21 protein-coding genes are annotated in these 17,531 nt (G+C 30.4%); 16 read left to right on the top strand and 5 right to left on the bottom strand.

What is annotated here, in order from left to right; all coding sequences use genetic code 11:
• The first annotated feature begins 6 nt into the window (after positions 1–6).
• The 4 genes from ACLII3_RS00220 (at position 7) to ACLII3_RS00205 (ending at position 2,109) form a co-directional block, all read left to right on the top strand.
• Positions 7–438 (top strand): SRPBCC family protein, encoded by a 432-nt coding sequence (locus ACLII3_RS00220; protein ID WP_412985524.1) that lies wholly within the window; start codon positions 7–9, stop codon positions 436–438.
• Complete coding sequence (locus tag ACLII3_RS00215; RefSeq protein WP_412985522.1) at positions 439–717, top strand: thioredoxin family protein; 279 nt, start codon at positions 439–441, stop codon at positions 715–717.
• A 12-nt stretch (positions 718–729) separates the two neighbouring features.
• Positions 730–1,659, top strand: a complete 930-nt coding sequence (locus ACLII3_RS00210) for a hypothetical protein (protein WP_412985520.1) — start codon at positions 730–732, stop codon at positions 1,657–1,659.
• A gap of 132 nt (positions 1,660–1,791) precedes the next feature.
• Positions 1,792–2,109, top strand: a complete 318-nt coding sequence (locus tag ACLII3_RS00205; RefSeq protein WP_412985519.1) for a YtxH domain-containing protein — start codon at positions 1,792–1,794, stop codon at positions 2,107–2,109.
• On the opposite strand, the gene ACLII3_RS00200 is transcribed toward ACLII3_RS00205, so the two are convergent.
• Together ACLII3_RS00200 and ACLII3_RS00195 are read right to left on the bottom strand one after the other, a co-directional pair.
• On the bottom strand, positions 2,106–2,678 hold the full coding sequence (locus ACLII3_RS00200) for a GNAT family N-acetyltransferase (protein ID WP_412985517.1): 573 nt from the start codon (positions 2,676–2,678) through the stop codon (positions 2,106–2,108). The two genes, ACLII3_RS00205 and ACLII3_RS00200, sit on opposite strands and share 4 nt — an antisense overlap.
• A complete protein-coding gene (locus tag ACLII3_RS00195) occupies positions 2,675–3,310 on the bottom strand; it encodes an alpha/beta hydrolase (RefSeq protein ID WP_412985515.1) in 636 nt (211 codons plus the stop codon). Before ACLII3_RS00195 ends, ACLII3_RS00200 begins: the two co-directional genes overlap by 4 nt.
• Positions 3,311–3,353: 43 nt before the next feature.
• Here ACLII3_RS00195 and ACLII3_RS00190 point away from each other — a divergent pair, with 43 nt between their 5' ends.
• From ACLII3_RS00190 to ACLII3_RS00145, 10 genes are all read left to right on the top strand, one after another.
• A complete protein-coding gene (locus tag ACLII3_RS00190) occupies positions 3,354–3,779 on the top strand; it encodes a PaaI family thioesterase (protein ID WP_412985513.1) in 426 nt (141 codons plus the stop codon).
• A 3-nt stretch (positions 3,780–3,782) separates the two neighbouring features.
• On the top strand, positions 3,783–4,898 hold the full coding sequence (locus tag ACLII3_RS00185) for a chorismate-binding protein (RefSeq protein WP_412985511.1): 1,116 nt from the start codon (positions 3,783–3,785) through the stop codon (positions 4,896–4,898).
• A 38-nt stretch (positions 4,899–4,936) separates the two neighbouring features.
• Positions 4,937–6,592, top strand: coding sequence for a 2-succinyl-5-enolpyruvyl-6-hydroxy-3-cyclohexene-1-carboxylic-acid synthase (gene menD, locus ACLII3_RS00180; RefSeq protein WP_412985509.1), 1,656 nt, complete (start codon positions 4,937–4,939; stop codon positions 6,590–6,592).
• Between the two features lie 88 nt (positions 6,593–6,680).
• Positions 6,681–7,019 carry a DUF2853 family protein gene (locus tag ACLII3_RS00175; RefSeq protein ID WP_412985508.1) on the top strand — a complete coding sequence of 113 codons (339 nt, stop codon included), beginning with the start codon at positions 6,681–6,683 and terminating at the stop codon, positions 7,017–7,019.
• 85 nt (positions 7,020–7,104) lie between these two features.
• Positions 7,105–7,944, top strand: a complete 840-nt coding sequence (locus ACLII3_RS00170) for a S1 RNA-binding domain-containing protein (protein ID WP_412985506.1) — start codon at positions 7,105–7,107, stop codon at positions 7,942–7,944.
• A 43-nt stretch (positions 7,945–7,987) separates the two neighbouring features.
• Complete coding sequence (locus tag ACLII3_RS00165; RefSeq protein ID WP_412985504.1) at positions 7,988–8,827, top strand: 1,4-dihydroxy-2-naphthoyl-CoA synthase; 840 nt, start codon at positions 7,988–7,990, stop codon at positions 8,825–8,827.
• The gene (locus ACLII3_RS00160) at positions 8,815–9,432 is read left to right on the top strand and encodes a hypothetical protein (protein WP_412985502.1); all 618 of its coding nucleotides are present in this window, start codon (positions 8,815–8,817) and stop codon (positions 9,430–9,432) included. Before ACLII3_RS00165 ends, ACLII3_RS00160 begins: the two co-directional genes overlap by 13 nt.
• A gap of 3 nt (positions 9,433–9,435) precedes the next feature.
• Complete coding sequence (gene menA, locus ACLII3_RS00155; RefSeq protein WP_412985501.1) at positions 9,436–10,347, top strand: 1,4-dihydroxy-2-naphthoate octaprenyltransferase; 912 nt, start codon at positions 9,436–9,438, stop codon at positions 10,345–10,347.
• 48 nt (positions 10,348–10,395) lie between these two features.
• On the top strand, positions 10,396–11,883 hold the full coding sequence (locus ACLII3_RS00150; protein ID WP_412985500.1) for a hypothetical protein: 1,488 nt from the start codon (positions 10,396–10,398) through the stop codon (positions 11,881–11,883).
• 22 nt (positions 11,884–11,905) lie between these two features.
• Entirely contained in the window at positions 11,906–12,583 is a 678-nt protein-coding gene (locus ACLII3_RS00145) for a metal-dependent hydrolase (RefSeq protein ID WP_412985498.1), read from the top strand.
• Here the strand turns inward: ACLII3_RS00145 and ACLII3_RS00140 are convergent, their stop codons facing one another.
• Positions 12,584–13,375 (bottom strand): SDR family oxidoreductase, encoded by a 792-nt coding sequence (locus tag ACLII3_RS00140; RefSeq protein ID WP_412985497.1) that lies wholly within the window; start codon positions 13,373–13,375, stop codon positions 12,584–12,586.
• On the bottom strand, positions 13,365–14,270 hold the full coding sequence (locus tag ACLII3_RS00135; protein ID WP_412985495.1) for a sterol desaturase family protein: 906 nt from the start codon (positions 14,268–14,270) through the stop codon (positions 13,365–13,367). The genes ACLII3_RS00140 and ACLII3_RS00135 overlap by 11 nt, the downstream gene beginning before the upstream one ends.
• Positions 14,271–14,330: 60 nt before the next feature.
• On the opposite strand from ACLII3_RS00135, the gene ACLII3_RS00130 reads away from it, so the two are divergent.
• Together ACLII3_RS00130 and ACLII3_RS00125 are read left to right on the top strand one after the other, a co-directional pair.
• Positions 14,331–15,365 (top strand): o-succinylbenzoate synthase, encoded by a 1,035-nt coding sequence (locus tag ACLII3_RS00130; protein WP_412985494.1) that lies wholly within the window; start codon positions 14,331–14,333, stop codon positions 15,363–15,365.
• A gap of 3 nt (positions 15,366–15,368) precedes the next feature.
• Positions 15,369–16,325 (top strand): CPBP family intramembrane glutamic endopeptidase, encoded by a 957-nt coding sequence (locus tag ACLII3_RS00125; protein WP_412985492.1) that lies wholly within the window; start codon positions 15,369–15,371, stop codon positions 16,323–16,325.
• A gap of 62 nt (positions 16,326–16,387) precedes the next feature.
• Here the strand turns inward: ACLII3_RS00125 and ACLII3_RS00120 are convergent, their stop codons facing one another.
• Positions 16,388–17,461: a two-component regulator propeller domain-containing protein gene (locus ACLII3_RS00120; RefSeq protein WP_412985490.1), complete on the bottom strand. Its 1,074-nt coding sequence runs from the start codon at positions 17,459–17,461 to the stop codon at positions 16,388–16,390.
• Positions 17,462–17,531 lie beyond the last annotated feature (70 nt).

Raw genomic sequence — 17,531 nt, 5'->3', positions numbered from 1 at the left:
TCTTTTATGAAAACTACAGAACCACCAGTTATTGTTACTAAAATATTTGATAAATCAATTAATGATGTATGGAAAGCCATTACTATTAAAGAAGAAATGATACAATGGTTTTTTGATAATATTCCAGATTTTAAAGCTCAAGTTGGTTTTAAAACACAGTTTAATGTCCAAGCACCTAGTAGAGATTTTATGCACCTTTGGGAAGTTACAGAGGTAATTCCGCAAAAAAGACTTGTGACTAATTGGAAGTATGAAGGTTTGGGAGGAAATTCGTTTGTAACAATGGAATTAGAAGATTTAGGAATGCAAACAAAGTTTACGTTAACTACAAAGGTTATGGAAGACTTTGATGATAGTATTCCAGAGTTTAAGCGTGAAAGTTGTGTTGGTGGTTGGAATTATTTTATTAATGAAAGATTAGCAACATATTTAAAGTAAATGATAGAGTTATTATATTTTTCAGGAGAACATTGTGGTGTTTGTAAAGTTTTGAAACCAAAATTAATAGAGCAAGTATCTACGCATTTTCCAGAGGTTAAAATTAATATCATTGATGTGCAACAAGAACAAGCATTAGCAGCACAACATTTGGTTTTTACTTTGCCTGTAGTTTTAATAATGGTTGAAGGAAAAGAACAGTATAGGTTTGCACGAAGTTTTTCGGTAATGGAAGTGTTGGATAAGCTTGAACGACTAGAAAACTTGATTAACCAATAGAATATATGCTCAATGAATTTAAAGAAGTTATCAGTCTTATTATTCGTATTTCTAAGTGTTAGTTTCATTGGTTTTGCACAAGAAGAAAATTCTCAGAAAGTAATAGCTAATAATAAAGTTAAAGAAGCTTTTATAAAATATAGTAACAATAGTTCCAGTAGTAGTTGTAGAAGTATTGTAAAAAAATATGATAAAAAAGGGAATGAAATTGAATTTAATATGCAGCGATTGGGTTCTATCTATAAAACTGTTTACAACGACCAAAATGATAAGATTTTACACTTAAGAATTGAAAAGAACGATACTACAAAAGTCGATTCTTTATTTTATGCTTATGATAAGTTTCATCAGTTGATATTAGTTAATGGTGAGAAGTTTGAAAACACCTATAATGATAACAATCAATTGATAAGACAAGCCAATGTAGTAATTGGCGATAATGGATTTATTTATAAAAAAACAATAGAGAAAAGTTGGACTCCATTTAATCAGATTAAAACTGATTTAGAAACTTTAGAAAAAATTAAAGAGGTAGATGGTAGAACAGCTTATTCTAATTTAAAACTTACGTGTAAAGAGTATCAATATGATAGTGAGGAAAATTTAATTTCAGAAGTTCATTATGTTGATGATATTGCTATGAAAAGCATATTATTTGAATATGATAGTTTAAATAGGTTGGTAGAGAAAAAGGTAAAAGAGACAGTAAGAACATTTGATAATACTGAATATATTGAAGAATTTACAACAAAGCTATCATATAATAGAAACGGAAAAATTAGTAAAAAGTATAATTATTTTTCTGACCCATGTATGAGTGTTGAAGGTCACTTCTTATTCAAGCATCAATATCATAGTAATGGTTTGTTAAGAAAAGTACAAGCTTTTGAAGGAAATAATTTAGTTTTTGTAATAACTTATAAATATGAGTATTATGAATGATTTAAATTTAATTTTAAAAAGATTATTAATGTTTCTTAGCTAGTTTATAAAAATAACTCCAACTCTAGTAATTTGTAACAAATGCTCTCAACTTAAGACCTATAAGTAAAGTTTAATTAAAAAGTAATTGTTATGATACATAAAGGAGCTTTAGTTGCAGGTATTTTTATTGGAGCAGCAGCAGGAATATTATTCGCACCCGAAAAAGGTAGTGTTACAAGAGATAAACTAAAAAAAGAAGGTAAGGACATTAAAGATCAACTCTCTAATGATTTAAAAGAAGTTAAAGAGGATCTTACAAAAGCAGCGGCTTCTGGAAAAGAAAAGTTTAAAGAAGATTCTAAAATATTTAAGGCAAAAGCTAGTAAACAAGCTGAAAAGGCAATTACCTTTTTAGAAAAGCAATTAGCTATTTTAAAAGAAAAGAACAAGACGTATCAAACAAGTTAATAGTCTTTAAAAATAGTTTGTCTTATTTCTGGCCATTCTTCTTTTAAAATACCATAACAACAGGTACTACGTTTAAAGCCATCTAACATTAAAGTGTCTTTGCGTAAAATACCTTCTAAGGTAGCGCCTAATTTTTCAACTGCTTTTCGCGATGCTTTATTACGCTCGTCTATTCTAAATTCAACTTTATCAAATTCTAGAGTTTCAAAAGCGTATTGAAGCATCAAAAACTTCATATTAGTATTTAAACCAGTTCCTTGAAATTGTTTTCCAATCCAAGTCCAACCTATATGTAATACTTTGTTTTTCCAGTTAATTAAGCCAAAACGCGTACTGCCAGCATACGTTTGTGTTTGCTTATCAAAAATGATAAAAGGAATGATTGTTTTATGATAATAACCATCAACAGCTGTTTGTACATAAGCTTTTAAATCTTCTTGTGTACTAATTTTACTAGGAGAGTACTGTATAAGCTTGTCTTGATTTGCAATAGGAATTAAGTGTTCATAATTGCTTAAATCTAACAAGCTAAGTTTTACGCGATTGTTTTCTAAAGTTGGGGCTATCATACTAAACTGTTAATAATATCTGTGTTTACAATATGGTTACCTTCAAAAGAAATCACTTCTAAACGATTAGTAAATAACTCTTCAGCACGCGTTTTTTCATATACCATACGTTCGTCATTTAAATATTCATCGCTAGTACCATACACCAATTTTACTTTGGCAGTTAAAAAGCCAAAATCTGATGTAACAAATTCTTTAGGAATACCTCCAGACATTAATACAAGTTGATTACAGTTAAGTTGTCTTCTAGCTACATAACGACTCGCAATACTTACACCTTGCGAATAACCAGCTACAATTAGGTTGAGGTGTGTTGGTATTTGTTCTGCTTCTAAAACGGCATCTATGTAACGTAATATGTTTTCGGTGTCTTTTAGTGTATTTTCCTTAGTTAACCAATTAGCACCAACATGTTTAAAACCACCTTTAATATAAGATTTGCTTGGAGCTTGAGGTGCAATAATGTAATTCTCTTCAGGGTTTAAATGCTTGAAATATTTTAAAAAATAACGACTTAAATAGCTCATGCCATGACAAACTAACCATACATTTTTAGTAGCCTCTGTAAGTTTGTTTAAGGTAGAGTAGGAGTTTGTTGTTTGATATGATATTTCTTTTTCTTCAGAATTCATTTTTAACCTTGGTTTTGTACATTTACAAATCTAAATTAAATGTATGAATTTTTCTAAAGAAGAAATTTTAGCAAGAGCTAATTCTGTAAGTAAAAATACGCTTATGGAAACCTTAAATATTGAAATGGTAGATGTTGGAGAAGATTATTTAATTGCTAAAATGCCAGTTAATGAGCGTGTACACCAACCAGATGGTGTCCTTCATGGAGGCGCAACTGCTGCTTTAGCTGAAAGTGTTGGTAGTTTTGCTGCACATATTTTTATTGATACTGAGAAGTATTTTGTGAGAGGATTAGAAATTACTGCCAACCACTTAAAGAGTGTAACTTCTGGAACTATTTATGCTAAAGCAACTTTTATTCATAGAGGTAGAACAACACAGTTATTTGATATTAGAGTAACTGATGAAGAAGATAAACTTGTATCTTACTGTAAATTATCAACCATTGCATTACCAAAAGCAAAATAATTAATGGCTGTAAAAGACTTTTATTTAGAAATTTCAACGCAGTTTAATAAAGAACTGCCTTTTGTTGCTTATCGCAAGCCAGATGAATCTAAGATTCAAGCATTTTTACAAAAAGATGATGTTCTTTATAAAACCTTCGATTATTCCGAAAGTGGATTTGTTTTTGCGCCTTTCGATATTAGAAAGTCATCAATACTAATTCCATTTAGTAAATCTCGTAAAGTCACTACTTATGAAGTCCCTTTTGTAAATACAAGTGCAGAAAGTGTTTTAGATAGCGAATCACAAGAAGAAACACATGTAAATTTAGTTTCTAAAGGTATTAAAGCTATTCAAGATGGTAGTTATGAAAAGATTGTGCTTTCAAGAAGTGAAACTATTAATTTAAGAGATTTTGATTTAATAAAAGTATTCTCTAGTCTGCTAAAATTGTACGACAACGCATTAGTGTATTGTTGGTATCATCCAAAAGTTGGATTGTGGTTAGGAGCTACTCCAGAAACATTATTAAGCACCAATGGTACACGTTTTTCAACAATGGCATTGGCTGGTACACAAGTGTATAACGGAACTACTGATGTTAAATGGAACGATAAAGAAATTGAAGAGCAACAAATTGTAACCGATTATCTAAGTGAAGCCTTAAAAGATATTTCAGAAATGGTTTCATTTTCTGAAGTTAAAACAACTAGAGCAGGAAACTTACTGCATTTAAAAACAGATGTAAGTGGTTTATTAACTCAAAAAGAAAAAGGGTTACAAAAGTTAATTTTAGCATTACATCCAACACCAGCAGTTTGTGGATTACCTAAGCTAGATGCAATGCAATTTATATTAGATAACGAACAATATAATCGTGAATTTTATACTGGCTTTTTAGGTGAATTAAATTTAGAAGCTAAAATTCAACCACGTTCAGGAGCTAGAAACATAGAAAATCGTGCCTATGCATTCAATTCTCGAAATACGCATCTGTTTGTTAACTTAAGGTGTATGCAAGTTCAAGAGAAAAAAGCGCTAGTTTATGTAGGAGGAGGCATTACAAAGGACTCTGTTCCAGAGCATGAATACCAAGAGACCATAAATAAAACAAGAACGATGAAAAACGTGCTTAATTAATTATTCAAAAAACTATTATTTGAATAACTTTGCTTTTCATGAAGTTACCAAAAATTCCACTAGCACAAACTGTTATTAAGCTTTGCGAACTCAAAGAAGTTGAGCATATCGTAATTTCTCCAGGAAGTAGAAATGCACCTTTAACAATTGGTTTTACCAATCATCCATATTTTAAGTGCTATAGTGTTGTAGATGAGCGTTGTGCTGCTTTTTTTGCATTAGGAATGGCACAACAATTAGGCAAGCCTGTGGCGCTTGTTTGTACTTCTGGAAGTGCACTACTTAATTATTATCCTGCTATTGCTGAGGCATATTATAGCAATATACCTTTAGTGGTTTTATCGGCAGATAGACCAGCCCATTTAATTGGAGTTGGCGATGGACAAACCATAAATCAAAAAGGTGTTTATAGTAACCATATTCTTTACGAGGCTAATTTAGATGAGGTAGATTCAAAAAATAATAATGTTGCAGAAATAAACACTGCTATTAATTTATCCTTAACTCAACAAGGACCTGTTCATATTAATATTCCTTTTAATGAACCTTTGTACGACATGGTTGATGCTTTTTCGGTAACTCCTAAAAGTATTGAGGCATCTACCGAAGTGTTTGATGTTGCTGCTATAGAAACCTGTAAAACAATTTGGGAATCTTCTGCAAAAAAAATGGTTTTAGTAGGTGTAAATAAACCAAATAGTGTTGAGCAAAAATATTTAGAAGCTTTAGCAAATGACGAGAGTGTTTTGGTATTTACCGAGAGCACATCTAATTTACATCATGATAACTTTTTTCCGAGTATAGATAAAATAATTGCACCTTTAAACGACCAAGAGTTTGAAGCATTGCAACCAGAAATTTTGTTAACATTTGGAGGTTTAATAGTTTCTAAAAAGATAAAAGCATTTTTAAGAAAGTACCAGCCAAAACACCATTGGCATATAGATGAGAATAGAGCTAATGATACGTTTTTTTGTTTAGAGAAGCATTTTAAATGCACTCCTAATGTGTTTTTTGAAAACTTTTTTAGCGATCAAAGTTCTTCTAGTAATTATAGATTTGATTGGTCTAAGGTAAAGGCGTATAGAACTTTAAAACATAATGAATACGTTGCTAATATTCCATATTCAGATTTTACAGCATTTAACGATCTTTTAAAATCTATTCCAGATAACTCTATTGTTCATTCTAGCAACAGTTCTGCAATTAGATATATCCAACTATTTGATATTAATAAAACACTTAAAATTTATTGTAATCGAGGAACAAGTGGAATTGATGGAAGTTCTTCAACTGCTGTAGGAGCCTCTGCTGTGTCTAATAATCCTGTAGTGTTGATTACAGGAGATTTAAGTTTCTTTTACGATAGCAATGCATTTTGGAATAAATATATACCAAGTAGTTTTAGAATTATTTTAGTAAATAATTCTGGAGGTGGTATTTTTAGAATCTTACCTGGTCATAAAAACACTCAGAATTTTGAAGATTATTTTGAGACCACACATAATTTAAATGCATCTCATTTATGTGATATGTATAATATAAAGTATTGTTCAGCAAACTCTAAAGAAACGCTTACTAATGCTCTTCAAAGTTTTTATAGCAATAGTAACAAACCTAAACTTTTAGAAGTTTTTACTCCTAGGACAACAAATGATGATGTTTTGTTAAGCTATTTTAAAGGAATTAAATAAAAAAGATGTGACTTTTTTGTAACTTTAGTGTCTTATATTTAGTTAGCAAAACAAAACATTAATTTTTAACCTAAAACAAACAAAAATCATGAGTAAAAGAGATGAGTTAATCGCAAAATATGCAGCAGATTTAAAGGATAAATGTGGTGTAACTGCAGATATGGATTTATTAACTAAAGTAACTATTGGTTGTGGTCCATCTATTTATAATGCTGATGCTGCGACTGTTTCTGGAAGTGATGAGTCTGAACTTGAAACTGTAAAAAATAATTTCTTAATCAAAAAACTTGGTTTATCTGCAAGTGATGATTTAGATGGAGCTATTGATTCTGTAATGGAAACTTATGGACGTTCAAATCGTAATAAGTATAGAGCAGTAGTATATTACCTTTTAACTAAGCATTTTGGTAAAGAATCTATCTACTAGAAATTTTTCACCATATATAAAAAAGCGTCACAATTGTTGTGACGCTTTTTTTAATTTCTCATACTAATATGCTTACATTTGCAACATGATTAATATTGGAGAATACAATACACTAACAATACTTAGAGACACTGATCCTGGATTGTTTTTAGGAGATAATGAAGACAATGAAGTATTATTACCAAATAGATATGTACCTCAAGAATTTCATATTGGTGATGAGCTTGAAGTATTTGTGTATTTAGATAATGAGGAAAGACTTGTAGCAGTTACAGATAAACCTTATATCAAAAAAGGTGATTTTGCCCTTTTGAGATGTAATCAAGTGACTAAGTTTGGAGCTTTTTTGGATTGGGGAATGGTGAAAGAATTATTCTGTCCTTTTAAAGAGCAAGCTTTTAAAATGAAAAAGGGTGGTTGGTACTTAGTACATTGCTATCTGGATGAAGAATCTAATAGGTTAGTAGCTTCAAGTAAAACCAATAGATTTTTAGATAACAAAGAACTTACAGTACAAAAGTTTGATGAGGTTGATGTTATAGTGTCACATCCATCAGAAATTGGAATGAATGTTATTGTAAATAAGAAGCATTTAGGGTTAATTTTTACAGATGATATTTTTAAGGATATTAGTATTGGAGATAAACTTAAGGGTATTGTTAAGAAAGTTAGACACGATAATAAATTAGATATAGCTTTAGGGCAGATAGGTTATAGAAATATAGAGCCAAATGCCGAAGTTGTACTAAGAGAATTAGAAGATAATAGTGGTTATCTTCAAGTTACAGATAAATCTTCTCCAGAAGAGATAAAGGATATTTTTCAAATGAGTAAAAAGAGCTTTAAAAAAGCTGTTGGGAGCCTTTATAAACAAAGAATTATTACAATTAAAGAGGACGGAATTTATTTAAATAAAAACAACTAAATAATATTCTAAAATCTTATTTTTGATTTAAAACAAACAATTTATGAACCAAATTAATTGGGTAGAAGCGAAGCAATACGAAGATATTACTTATAAAAAATGTAATGGTGTTGCGCGTATAGCTTTTAATAGACCAAATGTTAGAAATGCATTTAGACCAAAAACAACTAGTGAATTATATGATGCTTTTTACGATGCTAATGAAGATACTTCAATTGGTGTTGTATTGTTAAGTGCAGAAGGGCCTTCAACAAAAGATGGTGTATATTCATTTTGTAGTGGAGGAGATCAAAAAGCGAGAGGTCATCAAGGATATGTTGGAGAAGATGGTTATCATCGTTTAAATATATTAGAAGTACAGCGTTTAATTCGTTTTATGCCAAAAGCAGTAATTGCTGTTGTACCTGGTTGGGCAGTAGGTGGAGGACACAGTTTGCATGTTGTTTGCGATTTAACTTTAGCAAGTAAAGAACACGCTATTTTTAAGCAAACAGATGCTGATGTAACTAGCTTTGATGGTGGTTATGGTTCTGCATACTTAGCAAAAATGGTTGGACAAAAGAAAGCAAGAGAAATCTTTTTCTTAGGAAGAAACTATTCTGCTCAAGAAGCTTATGAAATGGGAATGGTAAATGCTGTAATTCCGCATGAAGAATTAGAAGATACAGCTTACCAATGGGCTCAAGAAATTTTAGCTAAATCACCAACATCTATAAAAATGCTAAAATTCGCTATGAATTTGACTGATGATGGTATGGTTGGTCAACAGGTATTTGCTGGTGAAGCTACGCGTTTAGCTTATATGACAGACGAAGCTATTGAAGGTAGAAATGCTTTCTTAGAAAAACGTAAGCCTAATTTCCCTAAAAAATGGATACCATAATGATGAAAAGAGTTTTATTGGTTATTACCATTTGCTTTTGCGTTAGCTATTCTACAGCACAAGAAACTATAAATGACGATTCAAAATTTTCATTAGGAATTCACCATCCAATGTCTATTGGAGATAACTTTATCAAAAATGCTTACAATGGTATTTTAGGTTTAGATGTTGCTTATAAAGCTCATGAAGCAGAAAGTTTTGTTTTAAAGGCCGGATTAGGAGTTGATTATTTTAATTACAATTTTTTAGATGAAGCTGATGGTAATGCAATTATTTTAAAACCAAGAATTATTGGAGAGTTTAAAATAAATAGTATGCCAGCATTAAAACCTTATGCAATTTTAGGTTATAGCTTTTTTAATTCTAAAATAGACTTAGAGTCAGGTCTTAATACATTTGATCCAATGATAGCTCCAAATGCTACTGTTAAAACTGATTATAATGGAATTAATTATGGTGTAGGAGTATTGTACGATATCTCAACTAAAGTTTTTATTAATCTTTATTTAGATTTTATTAGTTTAAATGTAAAGGATGAAGTTCCTGATATATCATACAACAAAAACGTACAAACCCTTAATATTGGTTTAGGTATTAATCTATAATTTATGGATAAATTTAAACTTTGGCTTTCTGCATTTAGGTTAAGAACATTACCACTCTCTGTTTCAGGAATTATTGTAAGTTCTTGTTTTGCTTTTTATGATGGTATTTTTAAATGGTCTATTTTTATTTTAGCATTGTTAGCTACTATAAGTTTGCAAATACTATCAAACATTGCTAATGATTATGGTGATGGAGTTAAAGGAACTGATAACAATAATCGTATTGGACCAGAACGCGCTATTCAAAGCGGAAAAATAACTCCAAGTGAAATGTATACTGCCATTAAATTAAATGTTTTGGTAGTTATTATGTTTGTGTTCTTTCTAATTTATGCTGCCTTTGGAAGTCATAATTTTGTCTATTCTATTTTATTTATAACTCTTGGAGCAATTTCTATATCAGCAGCTATAAAGTATACTGTTGGGAAGTCTGCATATGGTTATCGTGCATTAGGTGATATAATGGTATTTCTCTTTTTTGGATTATTAAGTGTATTTGGGACTTACTTTTTGTATGCAAAAGATTTATCAACTGTATTAATATTACCAGCGAGTATTATAGGTATTTTAAGTGCTGGTGTGCTACATCTTAATAATATGCGTGATATAGTGTCTGATAAAGCTTCAAACAAAACTACAGTAGCTATATTGTTAGGGTTTAAGAACGCAAAGCGATACCATGTATTAATGATAGCAATTGCTATAGTATTAACTATTAGTTTTTGTTTGCTGTTTTATAGATCATGGGCTAATTTATTACCTCTTGTAATGTTAATCCCTTTAATTAAGCATATTATTTTTGTAGCAAATACTGAAGAACCAGTAAAATTAGATTCACAATTAAAAATAGTTGCATTAGCTACTTTTTTCCTTTCAATTTTAATGGGATTAGGGTTTGTGATTAATGGATTATAAGTAGTTTTTTTGTATTTTCATGACTTAAAATACAAATAACTAATTTGCATGAAAAAACTAATTCTAATTCTATCATTCTTAACCTTAAACCTCACATTTTCACAAAGCACAACAAAGCTATCAGTTATTGAAAGTGCTGAATATAAAGACAAAGTCAAGTCAACAGATATTTTAGCAATTCACACATCTAATGAAGGCTTAACAGGAATTGTAAGGAGTAGTAAAAAACATATTTTATTTGATGTTTTTAATACATCACTAGAGAAAGTATTTTCTCATGTTGTCGATAGTCATAAAAAAGAAAGATACGTAGGCGATTTATTTTATGGAGATGAAATAAAATTCTTCACAGTATATACTCCAAAGCATAATATTAGAGAAGTTAACTGTCATGTTTTTAACTTAAAAACTAAAAGTTATAAAAAAGTAAAAGTATTTGAAGTAACTGTTGCTAAGAGTAAGTTTTTGTTTCCAAGTAAAGATAATAGGCAAACAAGTTTTGCTATTTCACCCGACGGTAATTATATAGCTATCTCAACTGATAATATTAAGAAGAATATTAACTCTTATACTATAAGATTACTTAAAGCAAGTAATCTTGAAATAGTATTCCAAAAATCGTATCAAGAACATAAGGAGCGTTTCTTAGAGCCTAATGATTTAAGTGTAGATGATAATGGAACTGTTTTTGCCTTAGGAAAACTTTTTATAAAAGGTAAAAAACAAAAAAAGAAAGGAGATGCTAACTACGAATTTGTATTAAACAAAGTTACTAAAGATAGTAATGATGAGTTAAAAGTTTCACTTGATGAAGAACATATAAAATCCTTAACTATTTCTAATGTTGATAATAAATTACATTTACTAGGATTCTATTCTGAAAAGAATGTAAGTAGAATTAAAGGAGGTTGTAATTTTATAATTGATAAAGAAAATTTTTCAGTAACAAGTAAAAGAACTTACCAATTACCAACAGAGGTTTATGAAGATTTATATGGCTATAGAAAGGCAAATAAAAAGAAGAAAAAAGAATTATCTAGCTTTTACATAGATTATGTTATTTCAGACACTAATGGTAATACTTATATATTAGCTGAAGAGTTTTATATAACACAACAATACGTTAGTACAGGAATGAATGGAGGATATTGGACTACAACTTACCATTATGACGATATTTTAATCTTAAAATTTAATGCTCAAGGTGAATTAGATTGGGGAAGAAGTATTTTTAAAAGAGCAACCTCTCCATCTTATAATGCATTTTTAAAGAATGATGAGTTACATGTTGTTTTAAATTCAGGGAAAAATTTAACCGAGAAAAAGGATGGTCGTACTAAGGCTAGTAAAGGTTGGTTTGAATCTTCAGCATTATACGATTTTGTTTACTCAAGTAATGGAGATGTTTCATATGATAAAATTCAAAACAATAAAGGCAAAACCTTTTATTTACCTTATTATGGAACATTTTCAAACAATAAGTTTATCATGATGAGTTCTGCTCGTAAGAAAAAACAATTCATGATTTTAGAATAAAACAATATTAAAGTTAATTACAATGAAAATCACTTTTTTAGGACACGCAAGCTTACATATTCAAATAGATGATGTTAACTTATTAGTGGATCCTTTTATTTCTGGAAACCCAAAAGCATCACATATTGATGTTAATACCATCGAAGCTGATTATATTTTGGTTACACATGCACATCAAGATCATATTCTAGATGTAGAAGCTATAGCAAAACGTGCAGGAGCAACTGTTATTTCTAATTATGAAATTGTTACACATTACCAAGGAAAAGGTATAGAAGGTCATCCAATGAATCATGGAGGTACTTGGGAATTCGATTTTGGAAAAGTAAAATATGTAAATGCGATTCATACGTCATCATTCCCAGATGGTAGTTATGGAGGACAACCAGGAGGTTTTGTTATTGAAGGCGAACATAAAACCATTTACATTGCTGGAGATACTGCAGTAACGTTTGATATGAAGTTAATTCCAATGCAAACAAAATTGGATTTAGCAATTTTACCAGTTGGAGATAACTTTACTATGGGAGTTGAAGACGCTATTATTGCTAGTGATTTTGTACAATGCGATAAAATATTAGGTTACCACTTTGATACTTTTGGTTATATTGAAATTGACCATGAAGCAGCAAAAAAAGCTTTTTTTGATAAGGATAAAGATTTGATGTTGTTAGATATAGGAGAAAGTTTAGAATTGTAATTACCTTACTTTACTACGTAAAACAAGCTTATGTATGAGTTTTGGAGATAAGCGTTTAACATAAACGCCAAAAGCTTCAAAGCGCCCTATATAAGCTTCGTATTTTTCACGCTTAATAGCTTTTAGCATACGCTTTACAAAAGCAGTTACATGTAAGCCATTTTGAGTAGCATCATCTTGAACGCCTTGTTTGCTTCCATCTGCAGTTAAGGCATTTCGAGCTACATTGGTATTTACAAATCCAGGGCAAATCATAGTCACTTTAATATTGTCTTTATCATGCTCTAAACGCAAAGCATCAAAAAAACCATGTAGAGCATGTTTAGCACCACAGTATGCAGATCTATAAGAGGAGCTAAATTTCCCCATAACACTAGACACAACAACATAATGTCCCGATTGGTTGGTAACAAAATGTGGTAATATGGCTTTACTTAAAGCCACAGTACCTAAGTAATCTATTTCCATTAGTTTTTTGTCTACTTCAATATCAGTTTCAATAATTGGAGAGCGTTGGCTAATACCTCCATTATTTATTAGTATATCAATACGCCCAAATAACTCTATAGCTTTACTAGTAACATTTTGCATTGCTTTATAATTAGCCAAGTCTAAGGTCAATACTTCTATATTTTTATTATTACTGCAAGAGGCTTTAACTTGCTCTAATATTTCTTGTCTTCGTGAGGATAAAATAAGCTTACAATCAAATTTTGATAGCTGTAAAGCCAATTCTTTACCAATACCACTTGAAGCACCAGTAATCCAAATTACTTTGTTTTTAAATGTCATTGCTAGTTTTTTGTTTGGTAAGCCATTCTTTTCTTAAGTCATCCGATAGTTTTCCAGTACCATCATGTTTCCAACCTGGAGGTTTTAATAGGTATTGTAATCTGTCAGTAAAAGATTTTTTTCCTGTAAACACGTCTTTAAACATATAAAACCATTCTATAAATGCAATTTTAATTGGATTATAAGTATCAATGTTGCTCACTAATCCATAAACAACTTTTTCTTCTTTGAGTTCTGGTTGAAAAGTACCAAACAGCTTATCCCAAATAATTAAAATACCAGCATGATTTCTATCTAAATATAATGGATTACTTCCATGATGTACTCTATGATGAGATAGTGTATTCATAACAGCTTCAAACCATTTAGGTAGTTTGTCTATAGCTTCGGTGTGTATCCAAAATTGATATAATAAACTAATTGACATTTGCAGCATTATCATTGCTGGGTGAAAACCAAGTAAAGGCAACCATAACCAAAAAATAAAAGTGTAAAAACTTCCAGACCATGTTTGTCTTAAAGCAGTACTTAAATTATAATGCTGTGATGAATGATGTACCACATGCGAAGCCCAAAACAAACGACAACTGTGTGATATACGATGAAACCAATAATATGAAATATCATCAGCAAAAAAGAGTAGTATAAAGCTCCACCATACTACAGGTATTGTAAATAATCTAAAATTCTCATAAATAAATAAAAATACAAGCAGTACTAAAGCTTTACTTATAAATCCTAAAGCTACGTTTCCTAATCCCATGGCAATTGAAGAAAAAGCATCTTTAACCTCATAGGTTTTTATGTTTTTTCTAGTGGTTACTATTAATTCTAATAGCATTGAGACTACAAAAAAAGGAATTGCAAAGTGGATGATGTTTGGAAAATCTGGCATTTTTTGAATTTTGAGCATCACTAAAATAACAAAAATTAATGTGTATTTTTGAAATTATATATGATAGCACATTTTAAACATTACGTACTTAATTTTAAACAAGCAAGTGGTACGTCTAGAGGTATATTACGAACCAAAGATACATGGTTGTTAATAATTGAAAATCAGGATAAAAAGGGGATTGGTGAGTGCGGAATGTTTAAGGGCTTAAGTTGTGATGATAGACCAGACTTTGAAGCAAAGCTCCAGTGGACTTGTGATAACATTCATTTAGGACTAGAAGAGTTATTAGAAGCTTTAACCGAGTTTCCAAGCATTCAGTTTGGATTAGAAATGGCTTTTCAATCATTGAAAAGTATAACACCTTTTGAGCTGTTTCCTTCAAAATTTACTAGTGGAGAAGCAGCTATTGCTATAAATGGATTGATTTGGATGGGAAGTGAAGCTTTTATGAAACAACAAATCAAAGATAAATTAGCACAAGGCTTTAACTGTATTAAGATGAAAATTGGAGCTATTGACTTTGATACTGAAATGCAGTTGCTAAAATCTATTAGAAACGAATTTTCTGTAAGTGACATAGAATTGCGTGTAGATGCTAATGGTGCTTTTGCGTCTAATGAGGCGCTAGAAAAGCTTAAAGTGTTGTCTGATTTAGAGTTACATTCTATAGAACAGCCAATAAAGCAAGGTCAAATTGAAGAAATGGCAAGACTTTGTGAAGTAACACCTTTACCAATTGCACTCGATGAAGAATTAATTGGTGTATTTGGTGTAACAAATAAGACTACTTTGCTACAAACCATACAGCCACAATATATTATTTTGAAACCTACTTTAGTTGGTGGTTTTGAAGGTAGTAAAACGTGGATAGATATTGCAGAACAAAATAATATTGGTTGGTGGATTACAAGTGCTTTAGAGAGTAATGTTGGTTTAAACGCTATTGCACAATGGACATACAAATTGCAAAATCCAATGCCTCAAGGACTTGGTACAGGGAGTTTGTTTACCAATAATTTTGAATCACCATTACAAGTAAAAAATGGTACATTGCAATATCAAACAAAACATAATTGGAAATTTAATATTTAATATATGTATTTAAGACAAGCACTAAAAATTGAGCACGATTGGTGGCGTTATTTAGTAGGATTAATGATAATACTTTTTGCGTGGCAATTTATTGGCTCTGTACCATTAATTGTTGGTTTATTAATGAATGTATCTAGTTTTGCAGATATCCCAATGGATATTGGAGGAATGTCTGAAGCTTTAGGTAGCAACTCATTTTTATTTTTAATGTTGATATCCTTTGCTATTGGCTTTGTAGGTCTTATTGTAGTTATAAAGTTTATACATAAACAAAGTTTAAGACATCTCACTACATCAAGAGAAAAGGTTGACTGGAAGCGTATATTTTTTGCTTTTCTATTTTGGGGAATTATTTCTTCAGGAATGGTTTTAGCCGATTATTATTTTAATCCAGAAGGATATGTGTTTAATTTTAACCTAGAACCTTTCTTAATTTTATGTGCTATAGCAATTATTTTAGTACCAATACAAACAAGTTTTGAAGAGTATTTGTTTAGAGGTTATTTAATGCAAGGAATTGGAACCATGGTTAAAAACAAATGGTTGCCATTAGTAATAACATCTGTAGTTTTTGGATTGTTACATTTAGCAAACCCTGAAGTAGATAAACTAGGGTACGTAATCATGGTGTATTACATTGGTACTGGTTTCTTTTTAGGGATTATGACATTAATGGATGAAGGTTTAGAGCTTGCTATTGGTTTTCATGCTGCTAATAATTTGTTTACTGCGTTACTTGTAACAGCAGATTGGACTGCATTTCAAACGCACTCTGTATTTAAAGATATGTCTGATCCAACAGAAATGGGAGTTGCAGAAATATTTGTACCTGTATTTGTAGTATTTCCAATATTACTATTGATTTTTGCTAAAGTGTATAAATGGAAAAACTGGAAAGAAAAACTGTTTGGAGATATTAAAGAGTATCCTAAAGAAGATTATAAAATATTAGAAGATTAATAAAAAAGACCTTAAGGAATTAAGGTCTTTTTTTATGTTATTTTTTAAGGTTGTGTTACCTTTTACCAAGGACCATTCATTCTAATATTAAGGAACTGGTTGTTGTTTAACCTATAAGCACCTCCAAAACCAACAAACCAAAGTCTATCGTTTTGGTCTTTATAAATTTTAAAGACAACTGGACCTTTATTGTTTGCTGTTTTTTTGTATTCGATTAGCTTACCATTTTTATAAGTGTATAAGTAGTGTTGGTTGGATACAAACCATAAACTCCCATTCTTATCTTCAGCAATACTACCTATGCCTTTTCCGTTTTCAATTTTACCTTCGGTAATATTAATTGCCTTATTTTCGTTTAAGTTATAAAGTCCTTTTTTTGTAGAAATCCACAATTTACCTTTGCTGTCTTCAAATACTTCGTTTACAAAATTTGTTTGAATACCTGTTTTTTCAGAAACATTGGTTAGTACGTTGTTAGCATACGAAAATAAACCAGCATTGGTACTAAACCATAGAGTACCTTTGCTGTCTTCTTTTATATTATGAACTATTTTGGTGCTTGATATACCTTTGGTTGAGTCTTTTTCACCTTCAGGAAGTGGAAACTTAGAAAATTCTTTTCCGTTAAAAGTACAAACACCTTCTAAAGTTCCAATCCATATTGTGTCATTGCTGTCAGCAGTAATACACCATACATCGTTGCTAATTAAACCATTAGATTTGTAGTAGTTAGTAACTGTATTTCCGTTAACGCTACTTATACCATTTGTATGGCCAATCCATATGTTACCATCTTTACTTTCGGTAATGTCTTTTATTGTAACACCTTTTCCTGTTTCACTTTTAATTTGGTCTATAAAAACCAAGCTATTATCAACAAGTTTATAAAGTCCACTTTCGGTACCAAACCAAAAAGTGCCCTTACTATCCTGAAAAACGGTTCTCACAACTTGATCTATTTGCTCATTTGAACCAGAAGCAAACATTGGGTTGTCATAAACTATTTCATTTTTTTGATTATTCTCTACCTCACTTTTTGGAATTGTAACTGGTACATCTTTTTTGCTTTTTTGTCCGCTACATGAGGAGATGGTAAATATTAAGATAGTAGTTATAAATAGTTTAATATATTTCATTCGATTTTTGAATGTTCGTTTAATGTATTTATATAAACACGTTTTAATGGTTTATATAAATTGTTAAACG

The sequence above is a fragment of the Pontimicrobium sp. IMCC45349 genome (genome assembly GCF_047219225.1).
GTDB lineage: Bacteria > Bacteroidota > Bacteroidia > Flavobacteriales > Flavobacteriaceae > IMCC45349.
The sequence above is the reverse complement of the archived record's forward strand: the minus strand, read 5'-3'. Positions and strand labels throughout refer to the sequence as shown.

Excerpts from the sequence above, each read along its gene's own strand:
- ACLII3_RS00220 (WP_412985524.1), top strand. The coding sequence starts at position 7 with ATGAAAACTACAGAACCACCAGTTATTGTTACTAAAATATTTGATAAA.
- ACLII3_RS00215 (WP_412985522.1), top strand. The coding sequence starts at position 439 with ATGATAGAGTTATTATATTTTTCAGGAGAACATTGTGGTGTTTGTAAA.
- ACLII3_RS00210 (WP_412985520.1), top strand. The coding sequence starts at position 730 with ATGAATTTAAAGAAGTTATCAGTCTTATTATTCGTATTTCTAAGTGTT.
- ACLII3_RS00205 (WP_412985519.1), top strand. The coding sequence starts at position 1,792 with ATGATACATAAAGGAGCTTTAGTTGCAGGTATTTTTATTGGAGCAGCA.
- ACLII3_RS00200 (WP_412985517.1), bottom strand. The coding sequence starts at position 2,678 with ATGATAGCCCCAACTTTAGAAAACAATCGCGTAAAACTTAGCTTGTTA.
- ACLII3_RS00195 (WP_412985515.1), bottom strand. The coding sequence starts at position 3,310 with ATGAATTCTGAAGAAAAAGAAATATCATATCAAACAACAAACTCCTAC.
- ACLII3_RS00190 (WP_412985513.1), top strand. The coding sequence starts at position 3,354 with ATGAATTTTTCTAAAGAAGAAATTTTAGCAAGAGCTAATTCTGTAAGT.
- ACLII3_RS00185 (WP_412985511.1), top strand. The coding sequence starts at position 3,783 with ATGGCTGTAAAAGACTTTTATTTAGAAATTTCAACGCAGTTTAATAAA.
- menD (WP_412985509.1), top strand. The coding sequence starts at position 4,937 with ATGAAGTTACCAAAAATTCCACTAGCACAAACTGTTATTAAGCTTTGC.
- ACLII3_RS00175 (WP_412985508.1), top strand. The coding sequence starts at position 6,681 with ATGAGTAAAAGAGATGAGTTAATCGCAAAATATGCAGCAGATTTAAAG.
- ACLII3_RS00170 (WP_412985506.1), top strand. The coding sequence starts at position 7,105 with ATGATTAATATTGGAGAATACAATACACTAACAATACTTAGAGACACT.
- ACLII3_RS00165 (WP_412985504.1), top strand. The coding sequence starts at position 7,988 with ATGAACCAAATTAATTGGGTAGAAGCGAAGCAATACGAAGATATTACT.
- ACLII3_RS00160 (WP_412985502.1), top strand. The coding sequence starts at position 8,815 with ATGGATACCATAATGATGAAAAGAGTTTTATTGGTTATTACCATTTGC.
- menA (WP_412985501.1), top strand. The coding sequence starts at position 9,436 with ATGGATAAATTTAAACTTTGGCTTTCTGCATTTAGGTTAAGAACATTA.
- ACLII3_RS00150 (WP_412985500.1), top strand. The coding sequence starts at position 10,396 with ATGAAAAAACTAATTCTAATTCTATCATTCTTAACCTTAAACCTCACA.
- ACLII3_RS00145 (WP_412985498.1), top strand. The coding sequence starts at position 11,906 with ATGAAAATCACTTTTTTAGGACACGCAAGCTTACATATTCAAATAGAT.
- ACLII3_RS00140 (WP_412985497.1), bottom strand. The coding sequence starts at position 13,375 with ATGACATTTAAAAACAAAGTAATTTGGATTACTGGTGCTTCAAGTGGT.
- ACLII3_RS00135 (WP_412985495.1), bottom strand. The coding sequence starts at position 14,270 with ATGCCAGATTTTCCAAACATCATCCACTTTGCAATTCCTTTTTTTGTA.
- ACLII3_RS00130 (WP_412985494.1), top strand. The coding sequence starts at position 14,331 with ATGATAGCACATTTTAAACATTACGTACTTAATTTTAAACAAGCAAGT.
- ACLII3_RS00125 (WP_412985492.1), top strand. The coding sequence starts at position 15,369 with ATGTATTTAAGACAAGCACTAAAAATTGAGCACGATTGGTGGCGTTAT.
- ACLII3_RS00120 (WP_412985490.1), bottom strand. The coding sequence starts at position 17,461 with ATGAAATATATTAAACTATTTATAACTACTATCTTAATATTTACCATC.